Here is a 16,999-nt window from a genome sequence, read left to right as displayed (position 1 = left end):
TCTTGAAATCTCAGATAAATAGTGACATACAATTGCTTTCCCTGATGTACATAACAGCAAGGAAAGCAAAAGTTAATGATTCATTTGATTAGTGATCTGAGACAAACAGATCGTCAGCTCCATCTTGTATTGGTATATATAAACGTTCCCAGCTTTTCGAGTGTACCATTTCCCAACTATGGCCTTTACCTTTTAAATCTTCAGCAAGTAAGATAACACCTGGCTTGATCAAAAATGTAGAGCCGTCACTCACCTTAAAGCGAATATTGCCTTTTAATGTTACGACGTATTGACGTCTTGGAGCTGGATGTGCATTTTTCTCCCAATCTTCGGTCTTATTGCTCGACCAAAAAGTGGTTGTACTCGCGTGTTTCAAGGTTGGAATATAGCCTTTTTCAAAAGTACAAGTTCCATCTGCATTATTGATTAATCGAATAGCAGGCATTTTACCTTCACCTTCTTCAACTTTTACCGATTTGATGTTTCCATGATTTTCCTTAGCATGTAAAGATGGAGCAATAAATGCTAAACAGAAAAATAGTACTGTTTTCGAGATAATTTTCATTTTTATTAATTTTAAGATCTATTATTTTTTTACAAATTTTCAAATACAGTGTCATGAACCATCATACGGTCAAAATAGGGCTTGTACTTAGCCACCAAAGCAAGATGTTGTGGTAATTTGCCGTACGCTTCCAGCTCCTCGAGACTATCAAATTCCATAGCTGCATTATAGGTAAAGCTATTATCTAAAACCGTACGTGGACTTGAAGCAGCTGGTTTGCCGTAACGCACATTTTTGACATATGGCAATTTTTTAAGTCCTTCAAAAAATTCTTTAAATTCTTCAACTTGCGTTACTGAAAGCTCAGGTTTTAACCAAAAAAGTAAATAATGAAAAAACACAGGTTTCTTTTTTTTATGATCAGCAGCTAATAAGCTAGAACTTGTAACGCCTAAGACGCCAACTGTTCCTAATGTTTGTATGAAATTTTTCCTTTTCATGTTATATATTTAATTAAAATCAATTCGATATTTAAGAATAAATGCCCATTTATGATCTGTTACCAAACTTTCGTTTACCGCATTCGAATTATAAATTGGTCTATTTTGTGCATCAAAAGTCAAGCGACTACTATTTCCGTGAAATAATAGCGATATCCCGGCATCGTATATTGCACTATTATCTTTTAAAGCATTGTAGTTTGCAAATTGTACGGAGACTGCTGGCTGTAGTTGCAGGTTGTGATTATTGCGACTGAAATAAGGTAATGTACCTCCTATTTGGGCATAAAATGTATTACCCGTTCCCGCAGTAGGTAATGCATTTCCGGATCCATTTAAACTTGCATTCGCTGCAACTATTCCCGTAGCTGGATTATTTGTTCCAGAGAACCGGATATAATTAGGGCCATAGTCATTGTGCATGGCCATAGCATATGCACTGATAGAAGTTCCTTTTTCCTTATTAACAGGAGCATCATAGAAGACATCAAGAGCAACACTTTTCATATCATCATTTTGTATTGCTTTATCAGCATCTAAATGCCATAATGCATTGTGCATATATTCAAAACCTCCACCTACGCTTAACACCTTTTTCTTTCCTACATATGTTCCTGCATTAAAAGGTGTTTCATTATTTTCCTTGTCAAAAAAGGCATATCTAAAATAGCCGGATACATCTTTTCGGGCTTCATTTTTACTGAATTTAGCAACATTCAATGCTGGATCTGCAGTCGTAGCGGTATAGGGATCAGCAAGGACTACGCGATAATCAAATCGTCCCAATTGACCTTTAATATAAGCACTCATCTCTCGAACAGTCATATCGGTAATGCCGGTGTTTGATGTAGCATATAGGGGTAGATCATAGAGCAAAGTTGCTTGCGGGCCTGTTGTAAAACGGGATAGTCCTCTCCAGGTCGAACGTCCGGCACCTATTGCAAGCTTTGGACTAAAGCTATATTCTGCATACGCATCAAGTAAATCCATATAGGTGTTATTTTTACTGTTCACATTAACATTTGTAGGCCCCATTTGTAATACGAAATATAAATTTTCAGTTGGTTTATACGTCATCTTGGCACGAATGCGACGAAGGGACAAATCGGACACACTACCTACCTGCTCATTATTAACAAGACTGCCTGGATTTAATTGTGTATAACGTGCCCAAAGTTCTGCATAGCCACTGAAGCTAACATAACGGGTATGCTCCTTATTTAGATAGTGTATGAGTTTTGGATTTCCAAAATCATTTGTCTGCGCATTACTTGTATGTATACCAGTTAGACCTACGGTCAACAACAACGACGCTAATAGCGGCTTTTTATTCATGATAATCTGTCTTTAATTTGATTCTTTTGTTAAGACAAATTTAGTTTGGAATATAGAGGCAAATAATTAGAAATCTATTAGAAATATGAATTAATAAGGTGCTTTAAATAGGCATTGCAAAGATTTATGTATTCAGATAAATCTTTATTTAGGTTTTTTACAAAAAACGAATAATACACTTTGAGAAAAAAACGTTAAATTTTAATGAAATTGAAAAAAAATTTAATCGTCGAGCTCCTTGATTTTTTAGTAGATCTGTACACAAATCTATTAGGACTCTCATAAAATGAATAGGGAAAAGCTAAGCTGATTAAAGAATTGCTTTCAGGCCTTACTTATTGAACAAAAGTAAAGTGATGCTACTCGCTGCATTAAGGGTTACAAATTTTAGATGATTTGGTGATATATACTATATTTGCACTTATACCATTGAATAGTAGCATGATAGAAATGGGTCAAATAATCCTAATTTTGGTAAAGGGATTCACGAGTAGACATGCTCACTAAATGCTTAAAGATGATAAAAATTTGTTTACTAAAATTAATGTTCCTACTAAATATGGTAGCGTATGGACAAATGAAAAATACATTTGAAATGAAAAACAGCTTTTTATTTAATGAATTTTGGTCATGGTCTAAAGGCCCACTTTTTAAAAACTTTTATTTTGCTGATGATGGAAGTTTTGTCTACAACAATGGATATTCTGGTGGTATATGGTCTGTAAATACCAGTGAAGGAACTTACACCTACGATCCCTATATAAAAGAAATTAGGCTGCGTGTAAACAAGAAGTATAGCAGCGGACTAACTGTCTCTAAAGAAGAAACTCCGAGCAAATTAACGTTGAAAGACTTTAACGATACCAGAGTAGCGGTATCATTTGGAAATGATCGCTTGAACGTAATCGAAATGGGAAGAACCGTTGGGTTAACAACAGACCAATACTGGTTCAAAGGTCCGAATTCATCGCATGATTTAATTCAGTTTATACCATTTGGTCAAGCCACAATAATACAGGAAACAGATGTTAAAAGAACGTATGTCTGCCATTACCACATTTATGATCATCTTTTGCTTTTGGAAATTAACAGCATGACTACAGAAGAAGATGGGAAAGAAAAGAAAATTAAAACGTTTGAACCTGCATCTAAGACTTTCCTAAAGATCGATATTCATAAAGAACTTGTAAGGGTCGAGAAAATGGACTTAACAAAAGTTATTGACGGAACACGTAACTGGCAATTTCGCAATCAGAAATTTCATATAGAAAATATGGTCTTAACAGAAAATGAAATACTATTGGAGGAATTCAACAGGGTTGTTAAGCAGTAAAAAAATGACCACCTCCTTAATACTCTGGGTAATTTCAATATTGGATAGCATAACGCTCCTTTATAATGTTGATGAATGCTCAAGGAATACCAATCATACCGCAAGCCTCCTTGTTTTAAAACTGTTGAGATAGGTGAATTTTAGAAAGAAAGTAGCCCACCTTAATATTCATCCGATAGGCGTACAAACTCTTCACTCCAATTGGTGCCTACTTTGTGTCCCAGTCTAACGATAACCAAGTTTTTTTGTGGATTCACATAAATATATTGTCCAAGGATACCCCGAGCCATAAAATCGCCATTTTGTGTAGGCAACCACCATTGGTACTGATAGTTTATAGAGCTTCCACCGGTACTGTCAACTCGTGTAGATTCCTTCACCCAATCTGCGGGAACCAACTGCTTTCCTTCCCAATTCCCCTGATGAAGATACAACCGTCCCAATTTTGCAAAATCACGTGCCCGCGCATTCAGGCAACAAAAGGTTTTCTCTATACCGTCTTTCTTTTGATCGATACTCCAGGAGGCAGCATACTCCATCCCTACTGGTTGCCATATCTTTTCTTGCAGATAATCAGTAATTGATTTTCCTGCTAATGCATGGTCCAGCACCAACCCTAAAATCTGGGTATTACCACTCGCATAGGCAAAGCGGGTTCCGGGCTCTGCTTCCAGCTTTAGATTCTCGGTACTCTTGCGCAAACCAAGGCCATAATAAAATGTGGCGACTTCTCCAAAAGGATTGAAGTAACCTTCATTAAATTTAAGACCTGAAGTCATTTGTAGCAAATGCTCTATCGTCACCTTATCAAATCCATTTTTTGCCATTTCAGGGACATATTTACTTACCGGATCTTGAACAGAACTGATAAGCCCGTCGTCAATGGCACAACCGATGAGCATCGAAGTAACGGACTTAGCCATAGAAAACGAAGGCACAATTGAACCGGTATCATAGTCATCAAAATAACGTTCATAAAGAATACTATCATTGCGGATAACCAAAAAAGCGACAGATTTTGTCTGATCTAAAAAATTATCAAACGAAAGCTCTACTTCTTCATATATTCTATTGCTCGGAACCGATTCCTTACTTGCAGTATAGAAAGTAAAAGGCTTTGTAGAAGCTTGTAGCTCACGGGTGGGAAAAATTTTGTAATCATCAATGTCTGCAAAATTATACCATATGAAACGACCAAATTTACAACTTGACAACATGGTCAGCATACAAATTGCCATAAAAATGAATACAAATTGATTTCTGTTCATATAGAAGGAACTTAAAGGCGAAAACAGTTAATTATCTAATATACAACTTACTTACTAAAGACCAAATCGTATTGAAACTTATTTAAAAAAGACTTCAGTTAAAAATTTATTTGGCCAACAAAGGAAAAGGATTAGCTCATTTTTGTCCATCAAAGCTTCAATTTTTAACGTCGGTTATTTAGCATCAAAACGAATTTAAAGCTTTAGCTTTGCTTCAATCTGCAGATTTCTCTTTTCAATTTCCTCTAACATATGCATGATTTCGATAACAAAGGGATGACTAACAATTGAAATAACAGGTTTTTGGCCTAACTCATTAATACAATAGAAATCCAATAGCTGCAACAAACTTCGAATTGTACCGACAGTGCCCTGCCAATAATAAAAGTTTTCTTTTTTATGATTGATATTGCTTAATACCACATCTTTATTTATAATCAGTGATAAAGGCTTACCAATATTATCTTGTACGTAACTAATTAATAATTCCCCTTCTTCATTTTTATCAGCCGCCAAAAATAAACCAATTGCCTTACGTCTTTCTTTATTTAGAAATATACACATCGAAAGCTGAAGTTGATCTACTAACTTTTTAGTATAAAATGATCCTAAGATTAAATCACAATTATTATCCATCATCAAAAAACAACTTTGTAATCCTGTTTATTATAATGTAACAACCACAAAAATAAAGCTTTAAATCAATAATGCAATAGAATACTCTCAAATAAGGGAAAATTAATATTTAAATTGCTGATTGAAGGAAATTTGTTACCGTACCTCTGCTTTAAAAACAAATTTTTAAAATTAAGTTATCAATCGAATGATGCCCTAAATTCCAAAGGTGAAACGGATGTTCGGGCTTTAAAGAGCCGATGAAAGGATTGCGGATAATCGAATCCTAATTGATAGGCTATCTCAGAAACTGACAATTCTGTAGTGGAAAGTAATTCTTTTGCTTTTTCGATTAGCCGATGCTGGATATGCTGCTGCGTCGTTCGTCCTGTTTGTATACGGAGCATATCACTTAGGTAATTTGCACTCAAATGTAGCTGCTCAGCAATAAAGTGAACCGTGGGTATACCATTAACCAACAAATTATCATTTTTGAAGTAATCGTCTAGTAAAGATTCCAATTTTGAAAGCAGGTCATTATTTACTTTTTTTCTTGTCAGGAACTGCCTGTTATAATAACGGTCACAATACTTGAGTAACAGTTCAAGGTTTGAAACAACTAGGTCTTGAGTGAAAGTATCCATGTTACCATCTATTTCCCCGCCGACGTTATCTATTATATCAAAAATAATTTTCTCCTCTTTTTCAGAAAGATAAAGTGCTTCATTCGCCTTATAGGAAAAATATCCGTATTCCTTAATTTCGGATGCCAGACGATACCCGTGAAGAAAATCTGGATGTACTACTAAAACAAATCCTTTGACTTCATTTAGTAGGATATCGTTAAATTGAAAAACCTGATTTGGGGCAATAAAATACATGATACCCTCATCAAAATCATAGTATTGCTGCCCATACCGACATTTTCCGCCGGCACAATCTTTTTTTAAAGCGATGACATAGAAATCAATTGTTATGGCACCAAGAATAGTCTCCGGATACAGTTTAACATCGTCAAAATTAAACACACTAACCAGCGGGTTTTTTGGTCTTTTTAGTCCTAAAAAATGATGAATTGTACTGATGGATGATACTTTCTCTGGAGTTTTCATATGCTCGTTTTCAGATCCATACACACCTAAATTATTCTTTATTAAAATTGCTCATTTCTAATCATATGTATTCCTTGTCTGTATGAAGTTATCTGAAATTCAGGAAACCTCTTTCTGAATTTTGAATCATCAAATATATTATCGTGTTCATACCTAGGAAGAAGTTCAAGCAATTCCTTTATACTTTTATTAAAAAATGATCCGACCTTGAACATAAATTTTGAAATTATTGAATAGTTTAGATCTTCACCATAAATCTCTGATGCAGTTCTGATAAACTCTTTATAGGTGGGATGACTAATATCTACTGGTAAATGCCATGTCTGACCATATGAGTCCGGAGTATTTCCGATCAAAGCAGTAGCTCGGCTGGCATCCGGGGTCCAGATCAAACTTCTTCTTTTATCAGCACTCAATGGTACTTTTAGTTTTTTTCCCTGTTTAATGTTATTAAAAATTAGTGTATTGGTGATACTTTGCGTTTTACCAGGACCATAAAATTCAGGTGCACGGCAAATAACCGCTTCAAGTTTTCCTAATGTAATTTCCTCTAAGACCATTTCTGCCATTTTCCTCCTAACTCTCCCTTTTCTGCCGACAGGTAAAAATGCTGATTCTTCTGTTAAAACCTGATCGTCCTGAGGATACATATAGGTATTGTCAAAAAAAACAAGCTTTGTTCTGTTAATTTTGCAAGCATCAATTACGTTTCGAAGAATAAGAGGGAATTGGTTTTCCCACAATTCCGAACTGATGGGAAGACCTAATGTAAAATAAGCAATTTCACTGCCTTTCAGTGCTTCAATTGCTTTTTCAGGGATTGATAAATCTGCAGAAAATATTTCGTCCGTATCATTCACTTTTTTTGCACTTCTGCTGACAATGCGTATAGATGAAGTAAAATTTCTTTTAAGCTCTCTTGCGAGCTCTTCTCCAATCTGACCGTTGGCTCCTAATATTGTTTGCATATTGTTATCTAATTTTATATCTACGCTAGCCATATTAATTACATTTCCTTTTTGATTCCACACACTCTTTCTATTTCTATATCGTCGACACAGCTATCGAAAATAGGGACTAATTTGAAAAGTATATTTTTCTTATCTTCATCATTACTAAACAAATAACTGGCCAAGGATTTTTCACCTTGCGATCGATTTAGAATAAATCCCTTAAAATTCTGCTGTTGTGACTATCGCAAAATCTTCATACTTATTTTATAGGACAAATTTCTGAACTATAAAAATAGAATACGTAACTAAATTTAAGAATATTGTAACAAGATCTCTGTCTGACAGCATTATTAGAAATTTACTAGTCATACTCTTGAATACAAGAACGGAATTCTTAATGCATTCATGTCCATTTCTAAGATATGCTAATAAAAAAGAACAAAAACAGAATCAGTGTAACAGTGATCTTGTTTTTATTCTTTTTACATATTTTAGGAACTTTCTCCTTATGGATTTGATACATAGTAATCCCAGATCTCCTTCGAAATTGCTGCAATTACATTTATGCCTCTTTGTTGGGGCGCCTTAAAATCAGAGACAAATACTGCTATTGCGAGATGTTGACCATTGGGTAATGTGATAATACCGATGTCATTAAATGCAGCCATTATCCCTTCTTTGTTAACTCCTGACGCACCCGTTTTATGATTTAATTCAGCTGTCGGTGGTAGAAGAACTGTAATTCTTTTGCCCCAATCAGGCAATTCTCTCATTATCTGTATAAGAAAATCGTTGCTCGTTTTTGAGAGTAATTGCTGGTTATATAAGAGCTGTAGCAATTTAATCGCTCCTGCAGGTTTGCACCAATTTTTATATTGTAAGGCCCAATCTTTTTCCATCTCTCCTTCGGTATAGACGATCGAGATATCTTTTACACCTGCATGATGGAGATATTGATTTACCGCAACTGGGCCACCAGCGACTTTTGTATATAGAAAATCACAGGCATTGTTATCACTCTTTGAAACGGCATAAGTTAACAGATCAGCTAAAGTGACATCAAGATCCTGATTAGGGAAATCTTTTACCATCGGACTCCATGTGTTGGTATCCAAAGATGCTTTCGGCATATGAAATTTATCACTGAGTTTCAGTTCGCCCTTATCTACCTTATCTAGAATAGCAAAAGCAAGCGGAAACTTGAAAACACTCATCATTGGATACTCATGGTTCCCGTTTATAATGAAACCACTTTTAAAATCCATTCCCTGTACCCCTACTCCGACATTTCCTCCAGTAGTATCTATAATGTGTTTTATCCTTTCTTGAAGTTGCTGAATAGACTTCTTTTGTTGACCGAACATCAGCTGTGGAATAAACAATAGTACAACTAAAATGTACTTCATATTTTTGAAATTGACCATAAAAGTAAAAGTATAAAAAACGAATAAATGTTGGTTTAGTATGTGTGAAAATTTTTGAGGATAAACTTTTCAGCAAACTTACTGTCTTCCACCCCCTTGAAATAACAAACAAAACCATTCTTCTCAAGTAATTTTCTTGATGCCTGATTCTCTGGATCGATAATGGCAATCACATCCATGCCTGGGAATGAATTATTAGCTTTATGGACGAGCCGTTGTAGAATTGCTGATCCATAACCCATTCGCCAAAATTCTCTCTTAAGAACATATCCTATTTCAAGAATTGCAGCATCGTATTTATAGCATTCCAATGAACAATTTCCTATAAACTCGTTTTTCTGATTAACTACCTTAAAAAATCCTAAACTTTCCTCTACAGCATTGATTTCAAGCATTGCGTCAAACTGTAATCTCGCCTCGATTTCCTTCCACTCGATTCCAGTTATGTATCTCATTGTCTCCAAATCACTGACCAGTCTTTTGAAATAATTAAAATCTGCTGCTACATATTTGACTAGGGTTATCTGCATATTTTATATTTTTAAAATGAAAACTCCGCGCATGTGGCTTTTCTACTTTAACTTTCATAAAACTTATCGACGCGTGTTGTAGGGACTGATCTTATTAGATAGCGGGCCACATATAATGACCCGCTGCTTATATACTATATTAATTTTTGATTGATATAAATTAAATATCTTCGAAAATTAACGATCAGACATTGTCTTTTGTTGAAGGTCATCATACATACACTGATAGACTATTGTTGGAAGATTATTCTTCGAAGATTCAGAAATGACATAATGTGTTAGCGATGCCAGCTCTGTTTGTGGTTTTTTATTGATATAGTCTGTATGCATAGATGATGTCGCATCATAGGGCATCTGTTCCATTTTATATAACGTTTCATTCACAATATCTTTTGAAACCACAATCCCTTTTCGTAGTGCTAAGGCTTCAACTTCTTGAATAAGCCTAATAACAGCATGCCTTTTTTCTGGATCTTCCATAACTTGACCAATCGAGCAATCGTAATAAGAGGTAGCCGTCGCCATAGAAGATATAAATATGAACTTATCCCATATTATTTTTTCTATTTTATCTGAATAATTCACATGAATATCGGCTTTTTGAACAAGATCATGTAACCCTTCTAGCCGTACATCATGTTCTCCATCTAATCCAAAATTCATGGTGCCCCATTTCCCCGTTACTTCAATAACTCCGGGCGCTTTCAAACGAGATACAATATAGGCGCAACCATCGACAACTAAATTATTTGGATAGTATTTCTTGATACGCTCTTTACTGTCGACGCCATTCTGCAGTGGTATAAAAACTGTGCTTGGGCCCACACATGTATGTAACGAACTCAATGTCTCTTCAAGATCATACGATTTGGTGCATAGGAATATATAATCCATCGTATTGAACTCCTCCACCTGATCCGAAGCTTTATCAGGTTTGATTGTAAAGGTCTCTTTTTCCAAAACAACAGTTAATCCCTGTTGCTGTATTTCGTTAAGGTGATTTCCACGTGCCAAAAAATTAATATGAATATCGCTGTTTTCATACTTTCGTGCTAACATACCACCAAAATATCCGCCTACTCCGCCTAATCCCACAATTAATATATGCTGTTCCATTGTCTGTTTAACTATGTTTATCAATAAAAATAATCAAAAGTGAATATAAACTAAGTTTTGTCAATTTTATAAATAAAATCAAAGTATAGAAAAAGAGCTTATGAATTTTAAATTTCATAAGCTCTTTTCTATTCATTTCTATCTTAGTATTGATCTCTTTAACTATTTATAATAGTTTATCAAAAAGACCCCGTAGCCTTCATTATCCAGAACCAACTCTCCATCTTTTAAGATACTACCATCTTTACCTAGAATTGACATCTGATATTTCGCTCCGGGCATTCCGCCGTCGATGGATACGGAAAAGCCTGCTCCTCCCACAGCATCTATCAATGTTACTGTCTTTTGCCAAGGAACGCTAACAATCTCTTCATAGTTATCTGGAATATTGTAAGGATCTGTAATTGTAGGTGTATATTGAACTTGTGCCGTTGTGGCAGGTCCCTTTAAAGTGTAAGTGATCTGATAGCTTGATGAATCTGAATCAGATTCTTTTGAACAACTGCCGAAAATAAAACTAACGACACACACCATCAAAAATATTTTAATAGCTCTTTCCATATAAAGTTTTCTCTTTTAAACCAAATATCATACCAACGGAGCCATATATGTATTTTTATAATTAACCCGGAGATGGTAAGTTATCTGCATAAAAAGGCTATCAAAGCAATTTCTCTAGGAATAAAGATATACTGATTAATGAAGGTAATGCCGTACTTGTTGATATCATTACCCATACATTTCCTCTAAACTATAGGACACTTCCATATAATGCCAAAAGAAAGGAGATATTTTTATTGGATGTATTCTTTAAAGTCGTTTATTACTTAAGAAGGGGTTACATTTTGGTCAAGGATTTTTTTTCCTTATCATACCTATATTCATAACTCTTCTCTTCATCAGATGGTTGTCCTCTAAATAAATTCTTATTTCCCCAATTGGGAGTTAATTTTAAAAAACTTGGTGCGATGATCCAGTTTCCATCCAAACCAATAATTCCAAATAATTCGGTCTTTTTATCCTGTGCTACAGCGCAAGCACATCTTTCATAAAAGGTTTCGGGCACTCCATCAGACTGGTCAACGGAATTACGCAAATAGTGCTTTCTGTCTACTTGTGTTTTATCCCAATATACGATAGATGCTTTTTTAAAATCAGAAACAAAATATTCAGTTAGAAACAAAGAGTTCTCCTTGCGCTGTAAGTCCGCAATAATCCGCTCATATGAAAACTTATTATAGGCTTCTGCACATGTAATTTTATCATTCTCAAGTTGTGTTATGGCATTTTTAATACCTGCTATATAAGGTCTGAGGTACTCACTTTTATAAGCAGCTCCGTTTCCAGACATCACTTTTGACAATTTATGACCCTGTGCATTCTCTGCTACAATTTTTATGACATGCCGCATTGATTCAGGAACTTTGACGCGTACATATCCATTGCCATAGTGTACGATTTCGATTTGCCCTGCAGAGGTCTGTATGGTTTGTCCTGCTGTAATAATTTCATAAATAATTTCCTTGCTTAAATTGGTCTCCATACTATAATCAAAGCTTTTGATTGGTTTTGTGCCTTTAAGTACCAACGTTTGATGACCAAAGTGCGGGGAAATTATTTTATCAACCGAAATGTCTTCGCCCCCTTCGATTGTTCCATCTAAAAAGTATATTTTTTTTACTTTAAAAATTGCATCCGGGATGTTATCTACGAAATCTAAGGTAAAATTATATCCATCTCCAAGGATATTGGATATATTAAATCGATCAAACCGGACTTCAATTAATGTATTAGGATATACATATTTTGTTATTGGCGGATATCCTTTGGGAAAAAAATAGCTTTCGTCTATCTTGCTATCATTTTGCGTCAGATCTTGCAGATCACTAAAATTAGCCCGTAAATCTCGGAGATCCGAGGGTTCATATTTATCGGCATGCAAGAAGTTATCAAGCAACAGTAGATTATCATTGAGCATATCAAGACATTCCTGCTTGGATTGACCATTTGAACAATTACTGCTGGTTAGAAAAAAAAGTATAATAATTATTTGATATATTCTTTTCATCTTTATCTTTCTAAATTTTTAATGATCTAAACTATTGGTAATTTATTGTTACTGGCTCAGATATAATCCTTAACAGGGACTAAATTAATGTATGAAATGATAAAACAAGAAGATATTTACAATACGTTTTATCCCTTTTACGATTTGATCAGGTTTACTTGTTTACACTTCACGCTCATTGCACTCCAATTCCCATAATCCTTTTGAAGGAGTATGTCTTTTGATCGTAACCAACCATCGTGAAGTTGATTAAACTGCTCGTAAACAAAATCTCATGGAGTCAGATTAATAAAAAAATGTAATTTAGTCAACCTAACTAGAAAACGAAATGTATAACAACAGTGTCCGAGTGCAAATCATCTTTTTTTTCAATATAATGATTTGCACTTTTTCCCATGCGCAAACACATTTATTTAACGAAATGTCTATTGATAGCACCAAGTTCTCAGAGACTAGAAATATACTCAGCGCATTACCGGTAGAGATATTTCAAAAAAAAGTATTTACAAATGAAAGTACTAAAATCCCCTATCGGTTCCTTTTTCCGAAGAACTTTACTACAACTAAAAAATATCCGCTTGTAATTACATTTCATAATTCTTCAAGACAAGGCAATGATAACGAAAATCAATTGGAACATTTAGCTCGAACTTGGGTAAGGGATGATATCTTTGACAAATTTAATTGCTTTGTATTAGCACCTCAATTTGAACAACGTTCCTCTACCTATTTACAAAATTCGGAAGGGATGCTGTTAGCTAGTCCATCAAAAGATGCTATTCAAATTTTGACACTGATTAAAAAACTAGAGAAGGAACATCCAAATATTGACTTAAATCGAATTTATCTAATTGGCTATTCTATGGGCGCATCGACAGCTCAAAATTTGATCAACCTAGCCCCTGAAAAATTTGCGGCAATAGTTTCTATAGCCGCTGTTCCTGACTTATCTAATCTTCATAAACTAAAGCATAAAGATATTTGGTTAATTCATGGAGAAAAAGACACAAGTAATCCATACATCGGAAGCGAAGTATTATATAAAAAATTAGACGGTAATGCCAAACTTGTTTTCACAACGTTTAAAAATCTAGATCATAACAACATTGTAATCCCTTATTTACTAACAGATGAACTTCAGAAATGGTTATTTAGTAAACAGCTATAGATTTCAGGAAATAGAACCGTTTTCATTGCATTGTCTATAGCTCCTCCAGTTGTTCTGTTTTAAGTCCTCAGCAAAAAATTATAGCTGCCAGCTGTTTGGAAAAACATAAAATGATCCTTTTTATCAATTTTGATAGATATCCAGTTCAAAAAAGAATGTAGAACCTTTTCCTAATTCACTTTCTGCCCAGATCTTTCCTCCATGCCGCTCAATAATTTCCATGCTGAGATATAACCCAATACCGAATCCCGAAACAGTCGTATTGCCCACTCGGTAATATCTCTCAAAAAGCCTTGATAAATCTTCCTGTTTTATGCCGATGCCCTGGTCAGATACCATAACCCTTGCCCTTGTACCAACTTGCTCAACAGTTACCCAAATATCACTAGCTGCTGGTGAATACTTGACTGCATTTCCGATCAGATTGTTAAACACCTGTGCTATTTTCTGCCGGTCGGCATACACTGGAATTTCTTCGTCACTCAATTTGGCTGTGATTTTATTATTCGGAAATAGAATGCGATATTCATCACAAGTTTCCTTAAATAATCCACGAAGATCAAATGTGGATTTTTCTATGTGCATCTTTCCAGATTCCAGACGTGATACGTTTAAAAAACCATTTGTCAAGGAGGTCATTAGCCGGACTTGTTTTAATGAACGCTCTAGCGCGTGTTCGGCGAATGTTAAACCATCATCCTGCTTTAACTTCAACTGTAAGATCTGGAGATAACCGTTTAAGGATGTAAGCGGGGTTTTTAATTCATGGGAAACCATACCAATGAAATCATTCTTCCGCTGCTCCTCTTCTTTGATTGCCTGAATATCTGTGGTAGAGCCGACCCACATGATCAACTTACCCTGAGCATCGAGTACAGGAGAAGCTACATTAATGTGCCAGATATACTGACCTTCTTTATTCTTAAACCGCATCTCCGAAATAAAGGGAACTCCGGTTTTGGACGCTTGTAAAAGTCCTTGCTGAAAACTCTCAAGCTCATCGGGGTGCAACATCTGAAAATATCCGAAATCGCGGAGATCTTCGAAGCTCAACCCTGAAAAATCGAGCCATCCCTGATTGAAAAATGTTACTTCTCCGTTTGGAAGTGCATTGGATATTTTAACAGGAACAAGATCAGATAACTTGCGAAAATGCTGCTCGCTGATCTCTAGTGCTTTTCGTGAATTTACCTGCTCGGTTACATCAACTGCTACAATTACAATATCAGAAACGTTATCATGCTGATCAAAAATAGGCTGGTATACGACATTGAAAAATAATTGTTTTAATTTTCCTCCATGTTCAAGCAATGCTGGTATTTCATTGGCATAGAATGGTTCTCTTGTTGCAAATACATTATCCAATATTTCAAGAAAAGGCTGACCATCAAGTTCAGGTAATGCCGACGCCAATGGAAGACCCACAATTTCTCTGGTCTTACCCCAGACATCAAGTATTTTATCATTAGCGGTCTCCACGATCAGTGTTTTACCCTGAAGCACTCCAATTGCCACGGGTGCCTCTTGAATGAGAAACTTAAATCTGGATTCACTTTGGGCAAGCAGTTCATTTGTTGCTGTAAGCTCGTTTGCGTATTGCTCCAACAGCTTTCTTGCGTGAACGCGGTCCGTAATTTCGAAAGACATCACCAACACACCATTTCTATTTCCATCTAGATCCGATAAGGGCTGATAGGTATAGTCTACATAGGTTTCTCTGATCGATCCATCAGCGTTTGTGAAAATAACCGGACTTTCCTTCACATCGATCACCTGCCCTGTTTCCATGACCTGACGAAGCTGACTTGCAAAAGGTTGGTCGGCAAGATCAGGAAGGATTTCAAGAAAGGGTTTACCGACGACTTCTTCTCTTGTTTTCTTCCAATAAGCAAGATTGGAGTCATTAATCATTTCTACAACTAGATCAAATCCCCGGATCACGACGACAGAAGCAGGTAGCATATCTAGTATCTGTGCCATGTTATTACTTTCTTGTTTCGCTTTTCTTCTGCTGTGAACGAACGCGGTCACTTCGAAAGCAAAATTAAAAACCCCGTCTACTTGTCCGTTAGAATCAAACCGGGGAATATAACTAAAATCGAAATAACGGTCTGTTGTCGGTCCATCTTCTTCTTTTGAAATAGCGACTAAGCGATCACGAAAAGAAACAGGAAGACCTGTTTTAAAGACATCGGTTAAAGCTTGTGCAATATCGGTATCCACAATTTCGGGAAGAGATTCGAAAAACGGGCGGCCAACAAGTGAGCGGCCTGGCAACATGGCCTGATAATTGGGATTTACAAATTCTATTAATAGATTCTCACCAGTCATGACACTAATCCCAACAGGTGCCTGAAGGAAATAATCGTGCAGACGGTCACGATCTATTTTCATTGCATTATTAAAAGCGGTATCTTTTTCACGTTCCATTACCTCTTTCGTATTTTCCTGAACCCAGATCGCTACCTTATGCACTTTACCGTCAAGATCTACCATCGGTGCATAAACAAATGTTACATAAATAAGATCCTGCTTACCATTGCGCATAAGAATCATTGGCACCTGATCGGCATGATACGCCTTACTATTGGAAACAACATGACATAAAATATCCTCATATTGCTCCCTCACTTCTGAAAAGGTTTCCCAGTAAGATTTACCGATTAAATCCTCTTCCCTTCTACCTGCGATCTGGAGAAACTTCTCATTGGCTAATTCGGCGATAAAACCGTCCGAATTGAGAATACAAATTCCAGATGGTGCAGTGTCTACCAAAGCTTTTAGTAGATGGTTATCATTAAAATTCATTCATTACAAAATAAAATACGAAAGTAGCTGATTGTCGCGCAGGAGATGTATCAAAAACTTGCTATTATGCTATAGTAAAGTCCAAAAGCCTGCCCTTCTTAGGCAAATAATATAAACGGTTAATGTCAAAAAAACTGCTATGCTATGTTCTGCTGGTCAAAAATATCATGAATATCTTTATTGTAGAACTATAAATAAAAAATTAATGAAATATACGTATTTATACCTTTACCGCACGTTTTAATTCGTATTATAGCAGTACGA

15 protein-coding genes are annotated in these 16,999 nt (G+C 35.6%); 2 read left to right on the top strand and 13 right to left on the bottom strand.

What is annotated here, in order from left to right:
* Window positions 1-88 precede the first annotated feature (88 nt).
* The 3 genes from JAZ75_RS18830 to JAZ75_RS18820 are packed head-to-tail and all read right to left on the bottom strand — an operon-like array spanning window position 89 to window position 2,340.
* Window positions 89-565, bottom strand: coding sequence for a hypothetical protein (locus JAZ75_RS18830; RefSeq protein WP_232789263.1), 477 nt, complete (start codon window positions 563-565; stop codon window positions 89-91).
* Window positions 566-594: 29 nt separating this feature from the next.
* Window positions 595-1,005: a Dabb family protein gene (locus tag JAZ75_RS18825; RefSeq protein WP_208697512.1), complete on the bottom strand. Its 411-nt coding sequence runs from the start codon at window positions 1,003-1,005 to the stop codon at window positions 595-597.
* Between the two features lie 9 nt (window positions 1,006-1,014).
* A complete protein-coding gene (locus JAZ75_RS18820) occupies window positions 1,015-2,340 on the bottom strand; it encodes a hypothetical protein (RefSeq protein WP_208697510.1) in 1,326 nt (441 codons plus the stop codon).
* 577 nt (window positions 2,341-2,917) lie between these two features.
* On the opposite strand from JAZ75_RS18820, the gene JAZ75_RS18815 reads away from it, so the two are divergent.
* A complete protein-coding gene (locus JAZ75_RS18815) occupies window positions 2,918-3,673 on the top strand; it encodes a hypothetical protein (RefSeq protein ID WP_208697508.1) in 756 nt (251 codons plus the stop codon).
* Between the two features lie 161 nt (window positions 3,674-3,834).
* On the opposite strand, the gene JAZ75_RS18810 is transcribed toward JAZ75_RS18815, so the two are convergent.
* The 9 genes from JAZ75_RS18810 to JAZ75_RS18770 all read right to left on the bottom strand — a co-directional run bounded on the left by JAZ75_RS18810 (window position 3,835) and on the right by JAZ75_RS18770 (window position 12,759).
* Window positions 3,835-4,941 (bottom strand): serine hydrolase domain-containing protein, encoded by a 1,107-nt coding sequence (locus JAZ75_RS18810; RefSeq protein ID WP_208697499.1) that lies wholly within the window; start codon window positions 4,939-4,941, stop codon window positions 3,835-3,837.
* A gap of 195 nt (window positions 4,942-5,136) precedes the next feature.
* Window positions 5,137-5,580 (bottom strand): hypothetical protein, encoded by a 444-nt coding sequence (locus tag JAZ75_RS18805; protein ID WP_132767828.1) that lies wholly within the window; start codon window positions 5,578-5,580, stop codon window positions 5,137-5,139.
* Between the two features lie 176 nt (window positions 5,581-5,756).
* Window positions 5,757-6,668 (bottom strand): helix-turn-helix domain-containing protein, encoded by a 912-nt coding sequence (locus JAZ75_RS18800; protein ID WP_232789262.1) that lies wholly within the window; start codon window positions 6,666-6,668, stop codon window positions 5,757-5,759.
* Window positions 6,669-6,709: 41 nt separating this feature from the next.
* On the bottom strand, window positions 6,710-7,636 hold the full coding sequence (locus JAZ75_RS18795) for an NAD-dependent epimerase/dehydratase family protein (protein ID WP_208697495.1): 927 nt from the start codon (window positions 7,634-7,636) through the stop codon (window positions 6,710-6,712).
* Between the two features lie 491 nt (window positions 7,637-8,127).
* Window positions 8,128-9,027, bottom strand: a complete 900-nt coding sequence (gene bla, locus JAZ75_RS18790) for a class A beta-lactamase, subclass A2 (RefSeq protein ID WP_208697493.1) — start codon at window positions 9,025-9,027, stop codon at window positions 8,128-8,130.
* Window positions 9,028-9,080: 53 nt separating this feature from the next.
* Window positions 9,081-9,575: a GNAT family N-acetyltransferase gene (locus JAZ75_RS18785; protein WP_208697491.1), complete on the bottom strand. Its 495-nt coding sequence runs from the start codon at window positions 9,573-9,575 to the stop codon at window positions 9,081-9,083.
* A gap of 177 nt (window positions 9,576-9,752) precedes the next feature.
* Window positions 9,753-10,691 (bottom strand): ketopantoate reductase family protein, encoded by a 939-nt coding sequence (locus tag JAZ75_RS18780; RefSeq protein WP_208697489.1) that lies wholly within the window; start codon window positions 10,689-10,691, stop codon window positions 9,753-9,755.
* Between the two features lie 162 nt (window positions 10,692-10,853).
* Entirely contained in the window at window positions 10,854-11,252 is a 399-nt protein-coding gene (locus JAZ75_RS18775; RefSeq protein WP_208697487.1) for a hypothetical protein, read from the bottom strand.
* A gap of 277 nt (window positions 11,253-11,529) precedes the next feature.
* Window positions 11,530-12,759 carry a hypothetical protein gene (locus JAZ75_RS18770; protein ID WP_208697486.1) on the bottom strand — a complete coding sequence of 410 codons (1,230 nt, stop codon included), beginning with the start codon at window positions 12,757-12,759 and terminating at the stop codon, window positions 11,530-11,532.
* 328 nt (window positions 12,760-13,087) lie between these two features.
* Between JAZ75_RS18770 and JAZ75_RS18765 the strand changes: the two genes are divergently transcribed.
* The gene (locus JAZ75_RS18765; protein WP_208697484.1) at window positions 13,088-13,927 is read left to right on the top strand and encodes a phospholipase; all 840 of its coding nucleotides are present in this window, start codon (window positions 13,088-13,090) and stop codon (window positions 13,925-13,927) included.
* Window positions 13,928-14,050: 123 nt separating this feature from the next.
* Here the strand turns inward: JAZ75_RS18765 and JAZ75_RS18760 are convergent, their stop codons facing one another.
* Complete coding sequence (locus JAZ75_RS18760; RefSeq protein WP_208697482.1) at window positions 14,051-16,735, bottom strand: PAS domain-containing protein; 2,685 nt, start codon at window positions 16,733-16,735, stop codon at window positions 14,051-14,053.
* Between the last annotated feature and the right edge of the window lie 264 nt (window positions 16,736-16,999).

The organism is Sphingobacterium sp. UDSM-2020, from assembly GCF_016132525.1.
In the GTDB taxonomy this organism is placed as follows: domain Bacteria; phylum Bacteroidota; class Bacteroidia; order Sphingobacteriales; family Sphingobacteriaceae; genus Sphingobacterium; species Sphingobacterium anhuiense.
The sequence above is the reverse complement of the archived record's forward strand: the minus strand, read 5'-3'. Positions and strand labels throughout refer to the sequence as shown.